The 21,585-nt window shown below is 67.8% G+C and carries 15 protein-coding genes; 4 read left to right on the top strand and 11 right to left on the bottom strand.

What is annotated here, in order from left to right:
- Window positions 1–57 precede the first annotated feature (57 nt).
- From addA to Q2M23_RS35545, 3 genes are all read right to left on the bottom strand, one after another.
- Window positions 58–3,534: a double-strand break repair helicase AddA gene (gene addA, locus Q2M23_RS35535; RefSeq protein WP_316398515.1), complete on the bottom strand. Its 3,477-nt coding sequence runs from the start codon at window positions 3,532–3,534 to the stop codon at window positions 58–60.
- On the bottom strand, window positions 3,528–6,674 hold the full coding sequence (addB, locus tag Q2M23_RS35540; protein WP_316398516.1) for a double-strand break repair protein AddB: 3,147 nt from the start codon (window positions 6,672–6,674) through the stop codon (window positions 3,528–3,530). The genes addA and addB overlap by 7 nt, the downstream gene beginning before the upstream one ends.
- Before the next feature lie 80 nt (window positions 6,675–6,754).
- Window positions 6,755–7,672: a LysR family transcriptional regulator gene (locus Q2M23_RS35545; protein ID WP_316398517.1), complete on the bottom strand. Its 918-nt coding sequence runs from the start codon at window positions 7,670–7,672 to the stop codon at window positions 6,755–6,757.
- A gap of 93 nt (window positions 7,673–7,765) precedes the next feature.
- On the opposite strand from Q2M23_RS35545, the gene Q2M23_RS35550 reads away from it, so the two are divergent.
- Both Q2M23_RS35550 and Q2M23_RS35555 read left to right on the top strand, forming a co-directional pair.
- Complete coding sequence (locus Q2M23_RS35550) at window positions 7,766–8,689, top strand: hypothetical protein (protein WP_316398518.1); 924 nt, start codon at window positions 7,766–7,768, stop codon at window positions 8,687–8,689.
- Window positions 8,686–9,699: a DUF2891 domain-containing protein gene (locus Q2M23_RS35555; protein ID WP_229192687.1), complete on the top strand. Its 1,014-nt coding sequence runs from the start codon at window positions 8,686–8,688 to the stop codon at window positions 9,697–9,699. Before Q2M23_RS35550 ends, Q2M23_RS35555 begins: the two co-directional genes overlap by 4 nt.
- Before the next feature lie 12 nt (window positions 9,700–9,711).
- Here the strand turns inward: Q2M23_RS35555 and Q2M23_RS35560 are convergent, their stop codons facing one another.
- From Q2M23_RS35560 to ubiE, 8 genes are all read right to left on the bottom strand, one after another.
- Window positions 9,712–10,434, bottom strand: coding sequence for a nucleotidyltransferase family protein (locus tag Q2M23_RS35560; protein WP_316398523.1), 723 nt, complete (start codon window positions 10,432–10,434; stop codon window positions 9,712–9,714).
- A gap of 125 nt (window positions 10,435–10,559) precedes the next feature.
- Window positions 10,560–10,880 (bottom strand): PilZ domain-containing protein, encoded by a 321-nt coding sequence (locus Q2M23_RS35565; RefSeq protein WP_028337556.1) that lies wholly within the window; start codon window positions 10,878–10,880, stop codon window positions 10,560–10,562.
- Window positions 10,881–10,967: 87 nt separating this feature from the next.
- Window positions 10,968–12,491 (bottom strand): tRNA (adenosine(37)-N6)-threonylcarbamoyltransferase complex ATPase subunit type 1 TsaE, encoded by a 1,524-nt coding sequence (tsaE, locus tag Q2M23_RS35570; protein WP_229192685.1) that lies wholly within the window; start codon window positions 12,489–12,491, stop codon window positions 10,968–10,970.
- On the bottom strand, window positions 12,488–14,998 hold the full coding sequence (locus tag Q2M23_RS35575; RefSeq protein ID WP_057020424.1) for a sensor histidine kinase: 2,511 nt from the start codon (window positions 14,996–14,998) through the stop codon (window positions 12,488–12,490). Before Q2M23_RS35575 ends, tsaE begins: the two co-directional genes overlap by 4 nt.
- 529 nt (window positions 14,999–15,527) lie before the next feature.
- A complete protein-coding gene (gene dut / locus Q2M23_RS35580; protein WP_076833820.1) occupies window positions 15,528–15,986 on the bottom strand; it encodes a dUTP diphosphatase in 459 nt (152 codons plus the stop codon).
- A 51-nt stretch (window positions 15,987–16,037) separates the two neighbouring features.
- Window positions 16,038–17,504 carry a bifunctional phosphopantothenoylcysteine decarboxylase/phosphopantothenate--cysteine ligase CoaBC gene (gene coaBC, locus Q2M23_RS35585; RefSeq protein WP_076833822.1) on the bottom strand — a complete coding sequence of 489 codons (1,467 nt, stop codon included), beginning with the start codon at window positions 17,502–17,504 and terminating at the stop codon, window positions 16,038–16,040.
- 69 nt (window positions 17,505–17,573) lie between these two features.
- Window positions 17,574–19,148, bottom strand: a complete 1,575-nt coding sequence (gene ubiB / locus Q2M23_RS35590; RefSeq protein WP_076833825.1) for a 2-polyprenylphenol 6-hydroxylase — start codon at window positions 19,146–19,148, stop codon at window positions 17,574–17,576.
- Complete coding sequence (ubiE, locus tag Q2M23_RS35595) at window positions 19,145–19,906, bottom strand: bifunctional demethylmenaquinone methyltransferase/2-methoxy-6-polyprenyl-1,4-benzoquinol methylase UbiE (RefSeq protein WP_057020427.1); 762 nt, start codon at window positions 19,904–19,906, stop codon at window positions 19,145–19,147. The genes ubiB and ubiE overlap by 4 nt, the downstream gene beginning before the upstream one ends.
- A gap of 141 nt (window positions 19,907–20,047) precedes the next feature.
- Here ubiE and mutM point away from each other — a divergent pair, with 141 nt between their 5' ends.
- Both mutM and Q2M23_RS35605 read left to right on the top strand, forming a co-directional pair.
- On the top strand, window positions 20,048–20,953 hold the full coding sequence (gene mutM, locus Q2M23_RS35600) for a bifunctional DNA-formamidopyrimidine glycosylase/DNA-(apurinic or apyrimidinic site) lyase (protein WP_057020428.1): 906 nt from the start codon (window positions 20,048–20,050) through the stop codon (window positions 20,951–20,953).
- A 2-nt stretch (window positions 20,954–20,955) separates the two neighbouring features.
- Window positions 20,956–21,519, top strand: coding sequence for a GNAT family N-acetyltransferase (locus Q2M23_RS35605; RefSeq protein WP_253638175.1), 564 nt, complete (start codon window positions 20,956–20,958; stop codon window positions 21,517–21,519).
- Window positions 21,520–21,585 lie beyond the last annotated feature (66 nt).

Genomic DNA, 21,585 nt, shown 5'->3' on the forward strand with positions numbered 1-21,585 from the left:
GGGTCAAACCTATGAACGCCCCCTTGCCGGGTCAAGCTTGCTCACGCCGACATGAACTTATGCCAGGGCGGCGTCCAGCGCGGGGGCGGAAATCTCCATGATTTCAGTCGTTTCGGTCCAGAGCAGGGCGGCCCGCACCGGCAGCTGGGGATAAAGCCTGGCGAGCACCGCGCGGTACAGCGCGAGCTGCCGGACGTAGCCCCTGGGCGCCTCGGCTGCCGTCCTGGGCGGAGCGTGGTTGGTCTTGAAATCGACGATCAGGACGTCGGTCGGCGTCACCACCAGGCGGTCGATCTGGCCCGACACCAGCGCCTTCGGCTGGCCCGGCCGCTCCAGCCGCCCGACGATCGAGACCTCGGCGCGGCTGCCGGGCGCGAACACGGCGGCAAAGCGCGGATCGGCGATCAGGCCGAGCACCTGATCGGCGAGCGCGACCTGCTCCTGTTCGTTCCAGCCGTCGGCATTGCGCGCGAGGTAGCCGAGCGCGGCGGCGCGCCGCCGCTCGAGGGCGACGTCGGGCAGCGACTGCAGCAGCCGGTGCACCAGCGTGCCGCGTTGCAGGGCGCGGGCGCGCAGCTGCACCGATTCGCCGGTTCGGATCGGATGGCTGTCGTCATCAGCCGGATCGGACGGACGCAGCATGCTCGCCGCCGATGCTTCCGGTACGGCCGGAGCCCGCAGCCAGGACGGCAATGCGATCGGCACCGCGGCCGCCGACGCAGTCGCACCGGTGAGATCGGCGACGTCATCCGGCCGCGAATAGCGCATCACCTTGCCGCCTGGCGTCTCCAGCTCCTCGAGCTTGAGCCCGGAATTGGCGAGCCCCTTGGTGATCAGATCGTACCAGGACGATTTCCGCACCGTGTTCATGTTGCCGGGCATGCAGCCGCCGACGATCAGCCGGTCGGCGGCGCGGGTCATCGCGACATAGAGCAGGCGGCGATACTCGTCCTCGGTGTCGCCGAGCATCGCCTTGCGCGCCTCGGCGACGCCGGGCGGATCCTCGGCCTTCTTGCCGGCCCACACCACGACGCCGGGCGCGTTCGGCGCGGCGTTGCCCTGCGGCAGATGGATCAGCCGCAGCCGCTGCGTGTCCGACGGCGAGGTCGTGGTGTCGACCAGGAACACCACCGACGCTTCGAGGCCCTTGGCGCCGTGCACGGTCATGACGCGGACCTCGTCGCGCGAAATCTCCATGTCGCGCTTCACTTCGGTGTCGGCGGCGCGCAGCCAGGCGACAAAGCCCTGCAGCGAGGCCGGCGCCTTGCGCTCGTAGCTCAGCGCAAGCTCGAGGAACTCGTCGAGCGCGTCGTTCGCCTCATGGCCGAGCCGGCGCAGGATGCGCGCCCGCCCGCCATCGCCGCCGAGCAGCCAGGCGTAGAACGCGAACGGCGTCTCCTGGGTGAAGCGGCGCTCGCATTGTTCGAGACGGCGCAGCGCGGCCGAAAATTGCTCATCGGTGGGTGCCTGCGCGGCCAGTGCCTCGCGCAGCGAGCCGCGACGCTGGTACGCCAGCTTGAATAGATCGTCGTCGTCTAGGCCGAACAGCGGGCTCTTCAACGCCACCGCCAGCGCGAGATCGTCCTGCGGCAGCAACAGCGCATCGGCGAGGTTCATCAGGTCGATGATCGCGATGTGCTCGGTCAGCTTCAGCCGGTCGGCGCCGGCGACCGGGATGCCCGCGTGCTTCAGCGCCTGGATCACCGCGTCGAAGGCGTTGCCGCGCCGCCGCACCAGGATCAGCATGTCGCCGTAGCTGAGCGGCCGCCGTCCGCCGGTGCTGCCGGTCATGGTGCCGCTGGCAACGAGGCCCTTGATCTCGGCCTGGATGCGACGCGCCAGTTTCACCTCGGGGCTGGTCACCGACACGCCGTCGAACGGCGCGCGCCAGCCCTCGATATCCTGGCGATCGTCGGCCACGGCGAGATCCCAGAGCTCGATCTGGCTGGGGCCGGCATCGGCCATCGCGTTGTGGATCGGGTAGCCGTTCTCGATCGCATGAATGCTGCGGAAGATCTCCTGCTCGCGGAACACATGGTCGACCGAATGCAGGATCACCGGCCCCGAGCGGAACGAATAGGTGAATGACACCGGGTCGAATTTCAGCCCGGCTTCCTCGAACCGCCGCTTCAGCTCGCGCCGGCGCAGGTCGAATTCGCGCGGCGCCGCGCCCTGGAACGAGAAGATCGACTGCTTCTCGTCGCCGACCGCGAACACGGTGCGCACCAGGCCGTCGCGCGCGCCGGCGCCGGAGGTGAATTCCGAGATGATGTGCGCGACGATGTCCCATTGCCGCGGGCTCGTATCCTGCGCCTCGTCGATCAGCACGTGATCGACGCCGCGGTCGAGCTTGTAATGCACCCAGCCCGACGAGACGCGGTCGAGCATCGCCAGCGTCTTGTCGATCAGATCGTCATAGTCGAGCAGGCCGCGTTCCACCTTCTCGCGCCGGTAGTGCGCGGCGGCCGCGGTCGCGATGTGGATCAGCGCCTCGGTGCGGTCGCGCGCGACCACGGCGCGGCGGCGCTCGATCAACGGACCGAGACGGTCGATCTCCGCCTCGAACCGACGGCCCGCGACCGCATTCTTCTTGATGAAACTGTTGGTGACGACAGACGCGCGCGGGGCGCGTTCATCGGTCAGGAAGACGCCGAGATATTCGTCGACCTGCGCTGCACCGGTGAAGGTCAGCGCGCTCCGCAGCCGTTCGGCCTGCTTCTGATCCGCCTTGCTGCTGGTATCGAGCAGCGTCGCCATCTCCTTCCAGCTCGCGCGCGGCAGGTTCGGCCCGTCGACGATCTCGCGCTCGACCTCCTCGATGCGATCATCGGCGGAGACGCCGAGCGCGGCCGACATCTGCGCTGCGGCGGCCGCGGCGTTGCCGGCGGCATCGGTCCAGGCCATGAAATGGTCGCGGCTGAGGCAGGCCTCGCGGACCACCTCCTTGAAAGTGACGTCGGCGGCATTTGCCATCGCCGTCCGCAGCGCGCGGCCGATCGGACTGTCGGGAATCCGCGAGGCTTCGAGGAACACCGCGAGATTGGCGCGCTCCATCATCTCGTTCTGGTCGCGGTCGTCGAGCACGGCAAAGCGCGCCGGCACGTTGGCCTCGAACGGAAACTGCTGCAGCAGGCGGGTGCACAGCGCGTGGATGGTCTGCACCTTCAAGCCGCCGGGGGTCTCCAGCGCGCAGGCAAACAGTTTGCGCGCCTCGCGCCGCAACGTGGCGGAAGGATGGGCAATGCCGGCCTCGCGGATCGCGGCGTCGAGCCCGGCGTCGTCGAGCGTCACCCAATGGCCGAGCGTCGTGAACACGCGCTCGGCCATGTTCGCGGCAGCCGCCTTGGTGAAGGTGATGCAGAGGATCTTTTCCGGCGGCACTCCCGACAGCAGCAGGCGGATGACGCGCTGCACCAGCACATGGGTCTTGCCCGAGCCGGCGTTGGCCGACACGAAGGTCGACGCTTTCGGATCGGACGCGCGCGCCTGCGCGTCGCGCACGGCGGGCGGAATCGGACGGGGCGCCTTCACCATTCCTCGATCCCCAGGCCGCCGGCGGCGGACCATTCCTTGATGCGTGCGAGGTCGTCATAGGCGCCGTAGCGGTTCGCCCACATCGAGAGGTTCAGCGAGGTGTAGGCCTGCTGCTCGTCGTCGAAGGCGCGGATCAGGGCCTCGAGCTTGCGCCGCGCGCTGTCGGCGGCCTCATCGGGCGGCTGCGGCGTGTCGTTGGTCTTGATCTTCAGCTCCAGCGAACGCTGCTCTCCCGGCGGATTGTTGCCGCTCAGCCTGACATAGACGAGGTCGCCGACCGAGGAGTCGGCCGGGATGTCGACAAAGCCGCCCTCGCGCAGGATCGCGGCTTCCAGGGTGAGCTGCGGCGACAGGCCCATGCGCACCTGCTTGCCGGTCGGCGGCTGGCCGGTCTTGTAGTCGAGGATCGCAAAGCTGCCGTCATCGCGCCGCTCGATGCGGTCGGCGCGCGCCGAGAGCGTGAAGGTCCTGGCATCGTCGAGCGGGATGCCGATCTCGCCGCGGATCTCGGCCTTGATGGCCTCGATCTGGCCGCGCCGGGCCTGCTCCCATTCGGCAAACCATGTTGCGATGCGCTGGAAGCGCGGCCACCACAGCGCTCGCGCCTCGGGCCGCTCCATCAGCGGCGCAAAATATTTGGCCCCGATCTCGCGCAACGTGAGCAGGGTGTTGGCAGGCAGCGCGTCGGCATAGACCTGCGTGAACTCGCCGAGCGCCTCGTGGATCGCCGAGCCGCGATCGGCCGCCGACAACGGCATGTCGACGGGGTCGAGCGGATCGAGCCGCAGGATGTAGCGCGCATAGATCGTGTAGGGATCGCGCAGCCAGTCCTCGATCGCGGTGACAGACATCTTCAGCGGACGTGCCTCGCGCGGCGGCCGCGGCTCCGGCTGCGGGATCGGCTCGACCTTGTCGGGCCGGTCGAGCTCGGCGGCATATTTCACGTAAGTTTTGCCGGCCGATGTCGCGGCCTTCCAGCGCGCCTCGCCCGCGACCGCTTCGAGCCGGTGCAGGAAGCGCGAGGCGACCGCCGGCGCGCCGCCGACCTTTGCGGCGTGGGTGAGGATCACCTCGTGATGGCCGAGCAGCTGCGCAAAGTCGTGCGCGGAAAGCCCGATGCGGCGCTCGGGAAGATCGAGCCCGAGCTCATGCCGCATCGGCCGGCTCAGCCACGGATCGATCCGCGGCGCCGGCGGCCAGACGCCCTCGACCAGGCCGCCGAGGATGACGCGATCGGATTCGGTGAGACGTGCTTCGAGCTGGCCGAAGATGTTGAGCTGCGCGCGCGCCGATTCCGGCCGCCGCACCATGCGGTCGGCGAACGCGGTCTGGAACACCTCGGGATAATCGGCGAGCGGCGTCATCAGCCCGCTCGGCTGCTGCTTGGCGAGCAGCTCGTCGAACGCAGACGCCAGCGACGCACCGGCGCGCTCCTCGAACACGACGGCAACGCCGTTCTGGTCGCCGGACAGCGCGATCAGGGCCTCGCGGTGGCGCGCGGCCAGCTCCGCGAAATCATGGGGTTTTGACGACGCCATGCCTTCGAGCGGCGCCAGCGCCGCCTGCAATCTGGCGATCAGGTCCTGCGCCCGGTTGAGCTCGTTGTCACGCAGCCGGGCGCGCGGCTCCATGGCGTGCAGCGACGAGGTCTCGCCGCCGTGCAGTTTGACCAGCTCGGCGCGGAAGCGCGCGAAGTCGCGGGCGAGGCCGCCGGTCCCGGCTTGCGGCCGCGTGCCGCGGAGCAGCGCGATCTCCAGTACCTCGATCGCGCGCCGCAGCGCGCCGCGCGAACCGCCGAGCCGGAACAGCGGATGCTTGAGCAGCGCGAGCAGCGTCGGCGGCTCCAGCCCCTTGGCCGCCGCCTCCGCGGTCAGGCGGGCGAACACGCCGGCCGGCGTCTCGATCAGCGCATCGCCGCCGGAATCGTCGAACTCGAGCTTCCAGCGCGTCAGCGACGCCATCACGCGGCGCGCCAGCGCGCGATCCGGCGTCACCAGCGCGGCCGATTTGCCGAGATGCCGCGCCTCGCGCATCGCAACCGCGATCGCCAGCGCCTCCATTTCCGGATTGGGCGCCTCGACCACGGTGAGGTTGGTCATCCCGGCGGAAATCCGCGCCACGATCTCCGGCCGTTCCAGCCGGTCGTGCCACTGCGCGGTCGCGGTCGAGGGACGCATCGTCTCCGACACCAGCACCTCGCGGCCGAGCGGCGCCGGCTCGGCAAGGCTCTCGACGTCGCGGCGCTTGATGCCGAAGCGGTCGAGCAAGGCGTGCATCGCGAATTGCGGATGGTTCGACGAGGGCGGCGTTACGAACCTGCCGTCGTCGCCGCGGTCGCCGCCGATCGTGTCCCAGGAGTCCTCGTCGAGATCGGTGTCGAGCCCGGGCAGCACCACGGCACCGTTCGGCAGCTTCGCCACCGCGTGCAGGAATTTCGCCGTCGCCGGCATCGAGCCGGTCGAACCGGCCGCGATCACCGGGCCCGCGTGGTGCGCGGTCAGCCGCGCCGCCTCCGCCTCGATCAGCAGATCGCGGCGCGCGGCGGGTTCGATCCGGCCGATCTCCTTGAGGTAGCTGGGCCAGGCGTCGCGCGCGATGCGCAGGAAGTCGAGCGAGTGCTGCCAGTATTTGTCGAGCTGGTCCGGCACCAGGCGGTCGAGCGCGCGCCAGTCGACGCGGCGCGTCACCATGTCGTCCATCAGCCGCGCCAGATCGCCGGCGAGTTGCAGCGTCGAGGCCGGCCCGCCGACCACCAGCGGCGCCGATACCGGCGTCTTCGCCCAGGCGGCGACCAGATGCGCCAGCGTCAGCCGGCGCTCGAGCTCGCCCAGCCTTGGCGGAATCTCCAGCGGCGCGGCGCCGCCGACGTCCTCGCTTTGGTCGGCGAAGGCGAGTTCGTCCTCATCGATGTCGCCAAGCGCGACGATGCGCGGCAGCACGGCGGCGTCCGACTCGAGCACATCGAGGAAGATTTCCCGCGCCAGCCGCCCGGCACGGCGGGTCGGCAGATACAGCGTGGCGTTGGCGAGCCTTGCCGGATCGCTCTGCGCCTCGAATCCCGCGACCAGCCGGCCATCGACCAGCGCCGAGATGACGGCGCGCAGGAACGGCGCAGAAACGGGAACACTGAAGACGCGCATGGGCTGCCTGATTCGAATCCGGCGCCAATATAGGGAGCGGCGGCCGTCGTTAGCCACCCCTGACGGAGAACCGTCACCGCTCAATATCGCAATCGGCCGGCGCAGCGATCGGCGGCATCCAGGAACCAGCGCAGCGCCGGATCCCGGGCAGCGCGGCTCGTATGGATCAGGTCGATCGCGAAGGCGGGGATGTCGATCGGCGGTGCGACGACGGCAATGTCGGCCAGATGCGTGAAGCGCCGGGCGACGCGCTCGGCCATCGTGGCGATGAGATCGGTGCCGGCCACGGCGAACGGAACGGCCACCACATGCGCAAGCGTCACCGCCACCCGTCGCTTCAGTCCATGGCGCACCAGCAGCGCGTCGATCACGCTCGGCAGGCCGTCGCCGCCGGCCGCCGAGAACAGCGCGTGCGGCAGGGTCGCGTAATCTTTCAGATCCAGGCGCTCCGATCGGTTCGCGCGTGCATCGCGGACGCAGACGAAGCGTTCCTCGAACAGCCGGTGCCGGACACAGCGCGGCGAGTCCGGCAGGTGCCCGCCGATCAGGGCATCGAGCTCGCCGCGCTCCAGCTTCGCCAGCGCCACCGTCGCATCGGTGAGCGGGCGCACCGCAAGGTCAATGCCGGGCGCTTCGATGCGCAGCAGCCGGGTCAATTCCGGCACCACGACGAGATCGCCGTAGTCGGTCGCGGCGATGGTGATGCGCCGTCGCGCGATCGCCGGATCGAAGCCCTGATCGGGCACCAGCGCGCTCCGGATTTGCCGCAGCGCGTCGCCGATCGGCCCGGCCAGCGCCAGCGCCTTTTCGGTCGGCTGCATGCCCGCGCCGGCACGCAGGAACAGTTCGTCCGCAAACAGCGCACGCAGCCTTCGCAACGCGCTGCTCATGGACGGCTGGGCGAGCCCGATGCGCTCGGCCGCCCGGGTGACGTGGCGCTCCTCCATCAGCGCTTCGAAGGCGACCAGCAGGTTGAGATCGACGGCGGATAAATTCATCGTAGCAATAATGCTTATAAGAATAATCGATTTCAACAATGATTTGCCCCGGCTTATGCTCGTTGGTCGGACATGACGACGGGACCCAGGAATTTGGCGAGATTTGCGAGGCTGGTGCCAAGCGGGCCGACACTGCTGATCATCGGCGTGCTGGCAGGATTGGCTTTCCCCGCCTTGGCGGACGGCGCCCGCCCGCTGATGGCGGCGGCGATCTTCGTTCTGGTGCTAGGCACCTTCCTCCAGGTCGACGGCACGGCGTTCCGGCGCGCGTTGCGGCGGCCGCTGGTCTGGCTGCTGTTGCCGGCGCTGGCCATGCTGGCGAGCCCGCTTGCAGTCGGCCTTGCCGCGCGCGGCGCCGGCTTTCGACCCGAGCTGATCGTCGCATTGGTGCTGTCGGTGTGTGCGCCACCGTCGAGCGGCACGGCGGCCGTCGCGCGCATGCTCGGCTTCGATGCGACCATTCCGCTTGCCGTGACGCTGCTGTCGATGGCGCTGGCGCCGGTTACCGTGCCGCTGATCGCCGCGGGATTTGCCGGTCTCGCGCTCGATCCGCTGGCGCTTGCGACGCGGCTGGCCCTCCTGGTTGGCGGCGCCGGCGCGTTGGCGTTGCTGTTGCGCCGTCAGGCCGCTGCACGATTGGTGCAGCATGCGCGCATCATCGACGCGCTCGTGCTGGCCTCGCTGCTGCTGTTCGCGATCGCCACCATGGCCGGGGTGCGTGCTCAGATCGAAGCGCAACCGGCCGCCGCGTTCACCTGCGTCGGCCTTGCCTTCGCCTGCAATCTTGCCCTGCAATTGTGTGGCGCGCTGCTCACGCCGGGCAATCTGGCTGCACGGCTGACCAGCGGCCTCGTTCTCGGCAACCGCAATGTCGGACTGGTCTGGTCGGCGATGGGCGCTGCGGTGTCGCCGATGACGGCGTTGTTCTTCGCCGCCACGCAGTTTCCGATCTATATGACGCCGCGGCTGATCGAGATGCTTGTTCGCCGCGAGCGCAAGGAGAATGCCTCACCATGAGCGCGACGATCCTGACCGAAGACCTCGCCGTCCGTTTCGCGCGCATCGCGCTCGGCCATGTCACGCGCGAATATCCGAACAAGCCCGATCACGTGCTGGCGGGGCCGCAGGATGCGCGCACGCCGCGCGAGCTGCATCCGGTGTTCTTCGGCAGCTACGACTGGCATTCCTGCGTCCACAGCTACTGGATGCTTGCCCGGTTGCTGCGCCGCTATCCCTCATCCGAGGCGGCGGACGATATCCGCGCGCTGTTCGACGCGCAGTTCGTTGCGGAGAAGATCGCGGCCGAATGCAGCTATCTCGCCGCCCCGACCGCGCGCGGCTTCAAGCGGCCTTACGGCTGGGGCTGGCTGTTGAAGCTCGCCGCAGAGCTCTCGCTCGTCGAGAACACCAACTGGCGCGATCGGATCGCTCCGCTCGCCGAGATCTTCGCGCAGCGCTACCGCGATTTCCTGCCGCTCGCCACCTATCCGGTGCGGGTCGGCACCCATTTCAACACCGCGTTCGGACTGCGCATGGCAGCCGACTACGCCGCGGTGACACAGGACGATGCGCTCAGTGCGCTGTTGCGCGACACAGCGCTGCGCTGGTACGGCGCCGATCAGGACTGCCCCGCCTGGGGTGAGCCGAGCGGTGATGACTTCCAGTCGTCCGCGCTGATCGAAGCGGAGTGCATGCGCCGGCTGCTGGCACCGGGTGACTTCCTGCCCTGGTTCGACCGCTTCCTGCCGCGGCTCGAGCTGCGCGAACCCGCAACCCTGTTCCGGCCCGCCACGGTCACCGATCGCTCGGATGGCAAGCTGGCACATCTCGACGGGCTCAATCTCAGCCGCGCATGGTGCTGGCGGGCGCTGGCCGGTGCGTTGCCGGCGGCCGATGCGCGCCGTCCGATCCTGCAGGATGCCGCGCGCCGGCATCTCGACGCCGGCCTGCCGCATATCGCCAGCGACTATATGGGTGAACACTGGCTTGCGAGCTTCGCGGTGCTCGCGATCGACGCCGATGGCTGACGAAGGCGCCGCCTACGCGACGCTTTCCAGGTAAGCTTCTTCCGCAGCCTGGATCGCGTCCGGAGTGCCGACATGCATCCAGACGCCGTCGAGGCGCAGGCCGAACAGCCGCTCCTGCTCGTTGGCGCGGTCGAACATCTTGGTCAGCGAGAACTCGCCGGCCGGCGCGTCGGCGAACAGCGCAGGCGACATGATCGCGGCGCCGGCATAGACGAACGGCACCACCTGGTGCTCGCGCCGCTTGCGCAACGCGCCATCCGGCAACATCGAATAGTCGCCGCGCCCGCCATAGCCGATGCTCGTAGCGGTCGGCGCCATCAGCAGCAGGATATCCATCCGCGCGGGATCGAAGGTTTCCGCGAGCCGCGCCAGATTGGAGCGCACGCCGTCGATCCACATCGTGTCCGCGTTCAGATGATAGAACGGCGCATCGCCGAGCAGCGGCAGCGCCTTCACCACCGCGCCGCCGGTGCCGAGCACCTGGTCGCGCTCGTCGGAGATGATCACGCGCGGACGGCTGCGGGGCTTGACGTGCTCGATGATCTGGTCGGGCAAATAGTGCACGTTCACGACCGCTTCGCTGACGCCGGCGCCGGAGAGCTTGTCGAGCACATGGTCGAGCAGCGGCTGGCCGGCGACGCTGACCAGCGGCTTCGGCATCGTGTTGGTCAGGGGGCGCATGCGCACGCCGAGGCCCGCAGCGAGCACCATGGCTTTATGGGGAGTGACGGGCATCTTGCGGATATTCTCGGTCATCATCTCTCATGCGCCGATCATATCACGGCGATTCGGCAAGCACATCAATCAGACGCCATAGTCACGAGACATGACGGCCGTAAGACGGCAATGACGACCCTGGCCTAGACGTCGGCAGCTTGCGTGCCGCGTCTGGCGGTTTTCTTCTTCTTGTCGCCTTGTTTGAGAAAGTTGACGCCGATCTGGTCGCCATTGACCCATGCCAGCTCGCAGCGGCGATAGGCCAATCCTGTGGACGACAGCAGCAGAAAGAACTCCTTCAGGTTCAGGCCCTCGACCGAGCCGTCGACGGAGAGCTTGGCGCCCGTCTCCGACACGTCTTCCATGGTGCAGTCGCGCCGCCAGGTGCCGTCGATGCCCATCATGTGCGCTGCTATGCCGCGCTCAAACGTGACACGATCGCCCTTGCGTCGTTCCGTCCCCATCGTGTGGTCCCGCTCCAGATCCGGCCGCGCCATGGATCAGGTGCGGGCTCCGCAACCTTAGGGGAGGCGAGGCTAATAACCCGTAAACTACGGTACTGGAGGAGGGACGTTGGCTTTGTACCAGATGCGGAAGCTGGTCAGCGCGGGGTGAGCCAGCGACCGCTCGAGATAGGTCCAGATCCGCGGCTGGTGCTTGAGATATTGCGGCTTGCCGTCGCGGCGGTTGAGTCGCGCAAAGGTGCCGAGCAGGCGGGTGTTGCGCTGCGCCGACATGATCGCATAGAGCTCGGCGAAGCCGGCCGGATCGAAGCTTTCATCGGTCGCGCGCCGCGCCTTGATGTAGCGGGTCAAGAGCGACAGCTCGAGCTGCTCGGGCACATCGATCCGGGCATCCTGCAGCAGCGACACCACGTCATAGGCCGCGGGGCCGAGCAGCGCGTCCTGGAAATCGATGACGCCGACGCGCAGGATGCCGGTGCGTTCGGCAAGCCAGATGATGTTCGGCGAATGGAAGTCGCGGATCACCCAGGTCTGCGGTGCGGCTGCGGGCTTCTCCAGCAGGCCGCGCCACATCCCGAGAAATTCGGCGCGAAGCTCCTCGCTCGGCTGCGCGCCGCGGTCTGGCAGGTACCATTCCAGCATCAGCCCGATCTCGATCAGCCAGGCGTCGATGTCGAACACCGGGATGTCGTAGCTCTCGTCCGACGTCAGCGGCAATTGCTCCGGCAGCACCTCGCGGTGCAGCGCCGCCAGCATGTCGACGGCGGCCTCGTAACGCTCGGCGATCGGCTGCGGTGGGTCGCCCTCGATGACGCCCTCGGCGCCGAAATCCTCGGTGATGAGGAAGCCGGATCCGAGATCGATGTGACGGATCGCGGGCGCCGAGAAACCATGCTTGCGCAGGCCGTTTCCGATCGCGACGAACGGCCTGACGTCTTCGGCGAGATGCACCGCTGCGCTGTAGGACTGGCCGCTGTAGATCGCCGGGCCGTCGGGACGGCGCGGCGAGTTCATCAGGATGACGGTGCCGTCGTCGTTGCGCAGCCGCGCATAGGAGCGCGTCGAGGCATCGCCCGGCATGCGTTCGCGCCGGGCATTGAGAAAGCCCGCGCGGTCGAGGAACTGGCGCAGCTCGTTGAGCCGCGCGACCTTCGCCGCACCCTTGCCATGGCCGGTGATCTCGGCCGCGCGTGCCGCCGATCCGAGCGCCGGGCGATGGCTGAACGCGATATCGATGCGGTCGGCGGGCATCGCGTCGGGCGCGCGCTCCGGCCACTCGATCAGCGCCACGATGTCGTCGGGCAGCGGCGACAGCCCGATCTCCTCGAGCTCGCCGGCGTCGTTGATGCGGTAGAGGTCGGCATGGACGAGCGGAAACGACGGCAGCTCGTAGCTCTGCGCCAGCGTGAAGGTCGGGCTCGGCACCTCCAGCGCGTCGTCGGCGGCGAGGTAACGGATCAACGCGCGCGCGGCCGTGGTCTTGCCGGCGCCGAGGTCGCCGGACAGCGTGATGACGTCGCCGGCGCCGATCAGCAGCGCGAGGTCGGCCATCAGCTCTGCTGTCGCGGTCTCGTTCGCGAGCGCCACCGAGAATGTCGAGGTCGCCGTCATTCAGCAGCGTTGCGGTGTGCGGTCTGGTCGATCGGGAAGTCGCAGGTCACGGTCGTGCCGCGGCCTACGGTCGAATCGACGCGCACCCGTCCGCCATGGAGTTCGACGAAGGAGCGGACCAGCGACAGGCCAAGGCCCGCGCCGCGGTGCCGCGAGCCGTGCGAATGGCTCTCGAACCAGTTGAACACCTTGTCGCGCATCTCCGCCGGAATGCCGGGACCGGCATCGGTCACCGCAAACACCACGCTGTGCTCGGTGCGGTGCGCGCTGATCGTGACGGTGGCGTCGTGCGGCGAGAAGCCGACCGCGTTGGCGAGCAGATTATACAGCACCTGCACCACGCGCCGCTCGTCGCCGACAAAGGCGCCGATGTCGGGCTCGATATCGACCTTGAGGGTGATGCGGTCGGTCGCGAGGCGATCCTGGATGCCTTCGGCGGCGGCTTCGATCGCCTGGCCGATATTGACCGGACCGAGCTCGAGCTTCATCGCGCCGGCGTCGATGGTGGCGAGATCGAGAATGTTGTTGGTGAGCGCCAGCAGCGCGTTGGTCGATTTGGTGACGTAGTCGAGATATTCGGCCTGCTTCGGCGTCAGCGGTCCGGTCGAGGGATCGCTGAGGAAATGCGCGAAGCCGATGATGGTGGTGAGCGGTGCGCGCAGCTCGTAGGAGACGTGGTGGACGAAATCCACCTTCATCTGGTCGGCGGCTTCCAGCGCCTCGTTGCGCTCGCGCAGCGCCCGCTCAACATTTTCGGTGTCGGTGATGTCCTGGAAGGCGAGCAGGGTCTTGCCGTCGGGCAGCGGGATGGTCATGCAATTCAGCACGCTGCCGTCCTTGCGCTCGAGCTTGAGCGCGACCTGGGCGCGGTTCTCGATCGCGGTGATCTGCTCGCGCAGCGTCCGCCAGGTCAGGGCGTCGTCGAACAGCGGCCGGCACAGTGCTTCCACCGCCTCGATATGCGGCTCGCCCTGCAGCGCGTCGGCCGGCAGCTTCCACATCTTGGCGAAGGGCGGGTTGAACAGTTCCGCGCGGCCGTTGCTGCCGAACACCGCGACCGCTTCGCCGAGATTGTCCAGGGTCTCGCGCTGCACCCGCGTCAGGCGGTCGTAGCGGCGGGCGAGGTCGAGGCTCTCGGTGACGTTGTCGAACAGATAGGTGACGCCGCCCTCGAGGTTCGGCGTGGTGACCACGCTGATGGCGCGGCCGTCGGGCAGGAACCAGGTATAGGTCTCGGATTCGACCGCGCGATAGGCTTCGTGCAGCTTGGCCTTCCAGGCGCGGAAATCCGGCTGCTCGGGCAGCTTGCGGTTGGCGCGCAGCCGGTCCAGCACGCTGGAATCGTCGGGGTTGCCGTCGAGGAAGGCCTGATCGAGGCCCCACAGCCGCCGATAGGACTCGTTGTAGAAGGTGAGCCGCCGGTCGGCATCGAACACCGCGACGCCCGACGACAATTGGTCGAGGGTACGCCGGTGCGCTTCGACCATCCGCGCGATCGCCGCGCGCAACGCCGCAGCTTCGCTGGCGTCGATCGCGATGCCGGCGCTGCCGCCGGAGAGCTTGAGCGCCTGCACGTCGTAGATCCGCCGCTCGCCGCTGACGACGATCGGCAGCCGCGCGGCATAATTGGCATTGTCGTTCAGCGCGCGGGTCAATTCGCCGCGCTGGTCGCTTTCGAGCAGTTCGAGATTGCGCTGCAGCGCATCCGACACGCTCTTGCCTTCGGTAGCGCGGACATAGGCCGCGTTGGCATAGCGCAGATTGCCCTCGAGGCTCTTGGCCCAGATCGGCCATGGCGCGGCGGCGGCGAAATCGCGCAGCAGCTCGGTTTCCTCCTGCAGCGCCTTGTAGCGCAGGTTGGACTCGGCGAGCTCGCGGCGCAGGCCGCCGAGCTCGCGGATCCGCACGATGGCCTGGCCGCCGATCGCGCGGCCCATCGCCTCGATGGCGCGGCCGGCCGAGGTCGAGAGGTTGAGCAGGAACGCCTCGCCCTTCTCGCGCAGCGCGTCGACGGCGTGATCCATCTGCAGCGCCGGCTCGGGCGGCAGCCAGGTTCCGAAGGCGAGGACGCGCTGCGGCGAGCCTTCCTGCGACATCACCAGCGAGATGTCGCCCGAGATCTGCGGCCGGTTGTCGCCGGCGGCCCAGGAGATCAGGACCTGCGGCTCGACGAACAGCAGCGCGCGCAGCCGGTCCGATTGCGCCTGCAGGTCGGTGATCTCGGACTGCAGCTGCTCCTCGTTCCTCGTCGCGCGGACCCGGGTGCGCATCAAGAGGATCGCGGCGACGGCCGAGAAGCCGACCAGCGCAAGCGACGTCGCGAGGACCGCGACCTCCTGGTGATTGAAGCCGAAATGATCCGACATCGCCTGGGCGACCGGGCTCTCGGCGGCAAACGCGGTGCGGGCTGGCAGCAATGCGGTGATGGCGAGCCCAATCATGCCGTCGCGCGCCAGTGAGGTGCATGACAGCAGGGTTCGACGCATTGCCGCGACTACGCCCGACATATGTTGCCCCAGAACGCACAAACCTTAAGGCATGATCCGGAAAAGAGGAGACCGGTGTTCCCTCACGGCAAACGTACGACGTTTGTCCGCCGATCATGCCCAAGCAGGACCAGTCAGCCCGACGAAGACCCCCCGTCGCGCTCGAATCAAGACAGAATAGTCCCAACGGGACTCGGCGAGTAAGAGTCCAGACCGTGAACGCAGAATCCCCTGTGAAAAAATGCCGCCGGGTGGGGCGGATTTTACGCGAATTGACTCCGTATTGGTGCGGAGAGCGCGCACGAAGCGTGATCTTCCCGAGCTCGTCCGCACACTTCTCCGATGCGAAGGCGCTTGGCTCCCTCTCCCCGTTCTTACGCGTTCTTACGGGGAGAGGGTTGGGGTGAGGGGCCGTCTCCGCATATCCGGTGATAGCTGCGTTCGCGGAGACTCCCCCTCACCCGGAACGCATCTGACGATGCGTTCCGACCTCTCCCCGCACGCGGGGCGAGGTGAAGTGGCGCCGCCGCTCGAGTGAAGTCGTCGCGCACTAGCGTCCGGTCGAGCCGAAGCCGCCGCTGCCGCGCCCGGTCGCCGGCAGCACGTCGACCGGAACCAGCTCGGCCCGTGTGACCGGCGCGATCACCATCTGCGCGATGCGCTCGCCGCGCCGGATCGAGAACACCTCGTGGCCGTGGTTGATCAGCAGCACGTTGATCTCGCCGCGATAGTCGGCGTCGATCGTGCCGGGCGAGTTCAGCACCGTGACGCCGTATTTGGCGGCAAGGCCGGAGCGCGGCCGCACCTGCGCCTCGTAGCCCGGCGGCAGCGCGATCGTCAGTCCGGTCGGAACCATCTCGTAGCGGCCCGGGAGCAGCAGCAGCGGCGCCGACTGCGGCACCGCCGCGAGCAGGTCGAGCCCGGCCGCGTCGGCGGTCTGATAGATCGGCAGCAGGAGATCGGCGCCGTGCGGCAGTTGATGGACTTCGACCTTGATGGTGGCGCTCACGATGCGGTTCCTACGGCTCTAGAGCATGATCCGATTGAATCGGATCATGCTCTAATCCTTTTGTTTGGTCGCGTTTTCTTGACGCGAACCGGTGACCACTTCGCTCGAAAACGCTCTTGCGATGCGCGACACCAGCGCGGTCGCGACTTCCTCCTTGGTCATGACAGGCCAGGAGTCGACGGTGACGTCCTTGCCCTCGCGCGAGAGCAGGTGAACGGTGTTGCGGTCGCCGCCCATCACCCCGGTTGCCGGCGAGACGTCGTTGGCGACGATCCAGTCGCAGCCCTTGCGCGCGAACTTCGCCTTGGCGTTCTCGATCAGATGCTCGGTCTCGGCGGCGAACCCAATCACCAGCGGCGGCCGCTGCTCCTTCAGCTTGGAAATTGTCGCGAGGATGTCGGGGTTCTCGACCAGCTGCAGCGGCGGCATGCCGGCCGCGGTCTTCTTCAGCTTCTGGCTGCCCTCGGTGGCGACCCGCCAGTCGGCGACCGCGGCGGCGAAGATCGCGACGTCGACCGGCAGCGCCGCCTCGACCCGGTGCAGCATGTCGCGCGCGGACTCCACGCGCATGACCGAAATGCCCTGGGGGTCGTCGAGCTCGACCGGGCCGGTCACCAGCACCACCTCGGCGCCGGCGGCGCGCGCGGCGGCGGCGATGGCAAAGCCCTGCTTGCCGGACGAGCGGTTGGCGATGTAGCGGACCGGATCGATCGCCTCATGGGTCGGGCCCGCGGTGATCAGCACCCGCTTGCCGGCTAGCGGACGTGGCTGCGGCGGGCGCAGCATGCGGTCGGCGGCGGCGGCGATCTCGGTCGGCTCGGCCATCCGGCCGACGCCGGCCTCGCCGGCTTCCGCCATCTCGCCCGCATTGGGGCCGACGGTGTGGACGCCGTCGCGGCGGAGCTGCAGCACGTTGCGGCGGGTGGCCGGATTGTTCCACATCAGCGGGTTCATCGCCGGCGCCAGCAGGATCGGCCGGTTGGCCGCCAGCAAGGTGGCGGTGGCGAGGTCGTCGGCATGGCCCTGCGCCATCTTGGCCATCAGGTCGGCGGTCGCCGGCGCCACCACGATCAGGTCGCAGTCCCGCGCCAGGCGGATATGGCCGGCGTCGAACTCACTCTCGGCGTCGAACAGGTCGGTGTAGACGCGCTCATGCGACAGCGCGCTGGCGGCGAGCGGGGTGACGAATTGCTGGGCCGCCCTGGTCAGCACGCAGCGGACCTGGATGTGCCGTTCCTTGAGTCGCCGGATCAGATCCAGCGCCTTGTAGGCCGCAATCCCCCCGCCGATGATCAGGGTGACGCGCGGCTCGCCGGCCACGCTGGCGGCCCGTGGAGCAGGGGCTGCCACTGTCGCGGAACCTGGGCCGGGCGCCTCGGAGGGCTCCGTACCGCCGTCTGCGAGGTCCCGGAGGATCACCCGGACCTCCTCCTCGACCGAGCGGCCGTTCCTGGCGGAGCGCAGCCGCAGATAGGCCTTCAGCGTGTCGTCGAGTTTGCGGATGGTCAGGCTGGCCATGGCGTGCCCTCAGGCATCATGCTCAAATAAATATGATAGCGATGCTATCACATGGTGCATGCATTGCAATCAGTGTGCCCGGATCGCGAAAAAGATCGCGATGGAGGCGATCGCAATGACCCAGAGGCCGACGGTCTGCACCCGCGCCTTGCGGGCCTCGGCGCGGGCCATTTCGTCGATCGAGTCCGAAGACAGCATGTGGCCCTCCAGCGTCATGGTCTCCAGCTGCTCGAGCACCGTGACGGCGCGGTTGGCGATCGACGGCAAGTTGGCGAGGATGCGGCCGAGCTCGCCCGCGCCTGAGATCGCGCCCTGGATGCGGCCGGCCGGGCCGAGATTCTGCGTGATCCATTCGCGCACCACGGGGTCGGCGATCTTCCAGATGTCGAGCTTCGGGTCGAAGCCGCGCGCCACCCCCTCGACCACCACCATGGTCTTCTGCAGCAGGATCAGCTCGGGGCGCGTCTGCATGTCGAACAGGCCGGTGACCTCGAGCAGAAGCGTCAGCAGCTTCGCCATCGAGATTTCCTCGGCGGTGCGGTTGTGGATCGGCTCGCCGATCGCGCGGATCGCCTGCGCGAAATTCTCCACCGAATGGTGGCCGGGCACGTAGCCGGCCTCGAAATGCACCTCGGCGACGCGGCGATAATCGCGGGTGATGAAGCCGAGCAGGATCTCGGCCAGGAAGCGCCGCTCCTTCAGCCCGAGCCGTCCCATGATGCCGAAATCCACGGCAACGAGCCGGCCGGCCTCGTCGAGGAACAAATTGCCGGGATGCATGTCGGCATGGAAGAAGCCGTCGCGCAGCGCGTGGCGCAGGAAGCTCTGGATCACCTTGCGGCCGAGATCGGGCAAATCGACCTTGGCCTGCGCCAGCCGGACGTGATCGTTCAGCGCGATGCCGTCGATCCACTCCATCGTCAGCACGCTGTGCGCGGTGCGATCCCAATCCACCGCGGGGACGCGGAAGTCCGGATCGCCGCGGGTGTTCTCGGCCATCTCGGACAGCGCGGCCGCCTCGAGCCGCAGATCCATCTCCATCGCGACCGAGCGCGACATCGTGTTGATGACCTCGATCAGGCGCAAGCGCCGCGCCTCGGCGGAATGCGCCTCGGCCTTGTGCGCGACAAAGAAGAAGTCGCTGAGGTCGCGGCGGAAGCGCGCGGCGACGTTGGGCCGGAGCACCTTGACCGCAACCTGATGCCGGACCCCGTCGCGCTCGATTTCGCCGCGATGCACCTGCGCGATCGAGGCCGCGGCAACCGCAGGGCCCAGATGCACAAAGGCCTGCGGCAGCGGCCGTTCCAGCGATTGCGTGATGACGGTTTCGGCCGCTTCCTGCGCGAACGGCGGCAGCCGGTCCTGCAGGGCTTCGAGATCGCGCGCCATCGCCACGCCGACCACGTCGGGCCGGGTGGCGAGGAATTGCCCGAGCTTGAGATAGGCCGGTCCGAGCCGCGTCAGTGCGCGCGACAACCGCGGACCTGACTTGGCGGAGCGGCGCTCGATCAGCCGCGCCAGCTTCAGCGCGAGCTGCCCGGGCGGCGGCACCAGCGCGGGATCGACGACGCCGAACACGCCCTCGCGCGCAAACACGAAACCGGCGCGGGCGAGGCGCGTGATGTGGGTCAGTGCAGAGATCACAAACGCCAGCCCGAATGCAGCGCCACGATGCCGCCGGAGAGGCTCTGCCACTTCACGCGGGCAAAGCCGGCGGCGCCGATCATCTCGGCGAACGCGTTCGGCCGCGGGAATTTGCGGATCGACTCGACGAGATATTGATAGGACTCGGCGTCACCGGTGACGGCGCGGCCGAGCGGCGGGATCACCTTGAAGGAAAACAGATCGTAGATCTTGTCGAGGCCGGGCACGTCGACGGTGGAGAATTCCAGGCACAGGAAGCGGCTGCCCGGCTTGAGCACGCGATAGGCCTCGCGCAATGCGAGGTCGATCTGCGGCACGTTACGGATGCCGAATGCGATGGTGTAGGCGTCGAACGCGCGGTCGGCAAAACCCAGCGTTTCGGCGTTGCCCTCGACGAACGACACCCGGTCATCGAGGTGCTGCTTCGCGGCGCGCTCGCGGCCGACGGCGAGCATGTCGGCATTGATGTCGCAGACCGTGGCATGAAAGCCCGCGCCCGCGGTCTTGGCGGCCCGGAACGCGATGTCGCCGGTGCCGCCAGCGACGTCGAGCAGCGCGAACGGCCGGTCGCCCTTCGGCGGATCGAGCATCGTGATCATGACGTCCTTCCAGGCCCGGTGCAGGCCCGCCGACATCAGATCGTTCATCAGGTCGTAGCGGGACGCCACGCTGTGAAACACGTCGTTCACCAGCGTCTGCTTCTCGCCCAGGGGCACATCCCTGAAGCCGAAATGGGTGGTTTGATCCGGCCGATCCATCACTCAGAACTCTTACCCTTTTTGGTCGCGTTTTCTTCACGCGAACCGGTAGCCGCTTCGCTCGAAAAACGCTCCAGCCAAACCATAGCGCGGCGGCCGCAATGGCGCTATCACGTCACTTCCAAAAGGTGAATGCCTGCCATGCCGGAATTACCCGAAGTCGAGACCGTCCGCCGCGGCCTGCAACCGGCCATGGAGGGGTCCAGGATCCTCAAGGCCGAGGCTCGCCGCAAGGATTTGCGGTTTCCGTTTCAAAAAGACTTTATCGCCCGGCTGGAGGGCCGGACCATCACCGGGCTCGGCCGCCGTGCCAAATATCTGATGGCGGACCTGAACTCCGGCGACGTGCTGCTGATGCATCTGGGCATGTCGGGCTCGTTCCGCGTGCTGAAGCAGGACGGCGCGGCGACGCCGGGGCAATTCCACCATCCGCGCAGCGAGGATCGCGTGCATGATCACGTGGTGTTCCACATGTCGTCGGGCGCGGCCGTCGTCTTCAACGATCCGCGGCGCTTCGGCTATATGAAGATCATCGCGCGCAACGCGATCGAGGATGAGCCGCTCCTGAAAGGGCTCGGTCCCGAGCCGCTCGGCAACGAGTTCGACGCGGCGATGCTGGCGCGCTCCTGTCACAACAAGAAGACCAGCCTGAAGGCCGCGCTGCTCGATCAGCGCGTGGTGGCGGGACTTGGCAACATCTATGTCTGCGAGGCGCTGTTTCGTTCGCATCTGTCGCCGCGGCGATTGGCCGCGACGCTCGCGACCAAGTCCGGACAACGCAAGGGCGTTGCCGGGGGCGAGCCGACCGACCACGCTAGGCGGCTGGTCGACGCGATCCATTCGGTGCTCAACCAGGCGATCAAGGCCGGCGGCTCCTCGATCAGCGACCATCGATTGACCAACGGCGATCTCGGCTATTTCCAGCATTCGTTCCAGGTCTATGACCGCGAGGGCGAGACGTGCCGTACGTCGGGCTGCGAAGGTATTGTCAGGCGCTTCACCCAGAACGGCCGTTCGACGTTCTGGTGCCCGAAGTGCCAGAAGTAACAATGTTCGAGACCCCGCGCATCGAGACGCCACGCCTGATCCTGCGGCCGCTTGCGCTGTCGGATGCCGCGGCGATCCAGAGTCACTTCAACAATTGGAATGTGATCAAGACTCTCGCCACGGTGGTGCCGTGGCCTTATCCCGGCGACGGCGCGGAAAGCTTTATCAGGCGCGAGCTCGACAAGATCGCGGCCGGAGAGGAAAGCTATCAATGGTCACTGGTGTTGCGTGCCCGCGATGGCGAGGCGATCGGCAACATCAATTTCCGGCCGCGCGCCGACGGCCGCAAGGGCAATCGCGGATTCTGGCTCGCTGAGCCGTATTGGAATCAGGGCCTCATGACCGAGGCGATCGCGGCGGTGAACGATTTCGCCTTCCTGGCGCTCGGCCTCGATCACTTCCATGTCTGCAACGCGCCGTCCAACGTCGGCTCGCGCCGGGTCAAGCAGAAGACCGGAGCCGAATTCGTCGGCTTCGTCGAGCTTCCGCACCACAATGGCGAATCCAGAGCGGAGAAGTGGAAGGTGACGCGCGAGACCTGGTTGCGCGATCGCGCGAAGCCGTGACGTTATTTGCGAATACCGCCGCGAGGAAAATCGCGGCGCCTTGACCGTGCACGCGCGGCCGGAGAA

This window comes from Bradyrhizobium sp. 33ap4, assembly GCF_032654765.1.
Lineage (GTDB): Bacteria > Pseudomonadota > Alphaproteobacteria > Rhizobiales > Xanthobacteraceae > Bradyrhizobium > Bradyrhizobium australafricanum.

Excerpts from the sequence above, each read along its gene's own strand:
- addA (WP_316398515.1), bottom strand. The coding sequence starts at position 3,534 with ATGGTGAAGGCGCCCCGTCCGATTCCGCCCGCCGTGCGCGACGCGCAG.
- addB (WP_316398516.1), bottom strand. The coding sequence starts at position 6,674 with ATGCGCGTCTTCAGTGTTCCCGTTTCTGCGCCGTTCCTGCGCGCCGTC.
- Q2M23_RS35545 (WP_316398517.1), bottom strand. The coding sequence starts at position 7,672 with ATGAATTTATCCGCCGTCGATCTCAACCTGCTGGTCGCCTTCGAAGCG.
- Q2M23_RS35555 (WP_229192687.1), top strand. The coding sequence starts at position 8,686 with ATGAGCGCGACGATCCTGACCGAAGACCTCGCCGTCCGTTTCGCGCGC.
- Q2M23_RS35560 (WP_316398523.1), bottom strand. The coding sequence starts at position 10,434 with ATGCCCGTCACTCCCCATAAAGCCATGGTGCTCGCTGCGGGCCTCGGC.
- Q2M23_RS35565 (WP_028337556.1), bottom strand. The coding sequence starts at position 10,880 with ATGGGGACGGAACGACGCAAGGGCGATCGTGTCACGTTTGAGCGCGGC.
- tsaE (WP_229192685.1), bottom strand. The coding sequence starts at position 12,491 with ATGACGGCGACCTCGACATTCTCGGTGGCGCTCGCGAACGAGACCGCG.
- Q2M23_RS35575 (WP_057020424.1), bottom strand. The coding sequence starts at position 14,998 with ATGTCGGGCGTAGTCGCGGCAATGCGTCGAACCCTGCTGTCATGCACC.
- coaBC (WP_076833822.1), bottom strand. The coding sequence starts at position 17,504 with ATGGCCAGCCTGACCATCCGCAAACTCGACGACACGCTGAAGGCCTAT.
- ubiE (WP_057020427.1), bottom strand. The coding sequence starts at position 19,906 with ATGGATCGGCCGGATCAAACCACCCATTTCGGCTTCAGGGATGTGCCC.
- mutM (WP_057020428.1), top strand. The coding sequence starts at position 20,048 with ATGCCGGAATTACCCGAAGTCGAGACCGTCCGCCGCGGCCTGCAACCG.
- Q2M23_RS35605 (WP_253638175.1), top strand. The coding sequence starts at position 20,956 with ATGTTCGAGACCCCGCGCATCGAGACGCCACGCCTGATCCTGCGGCCG.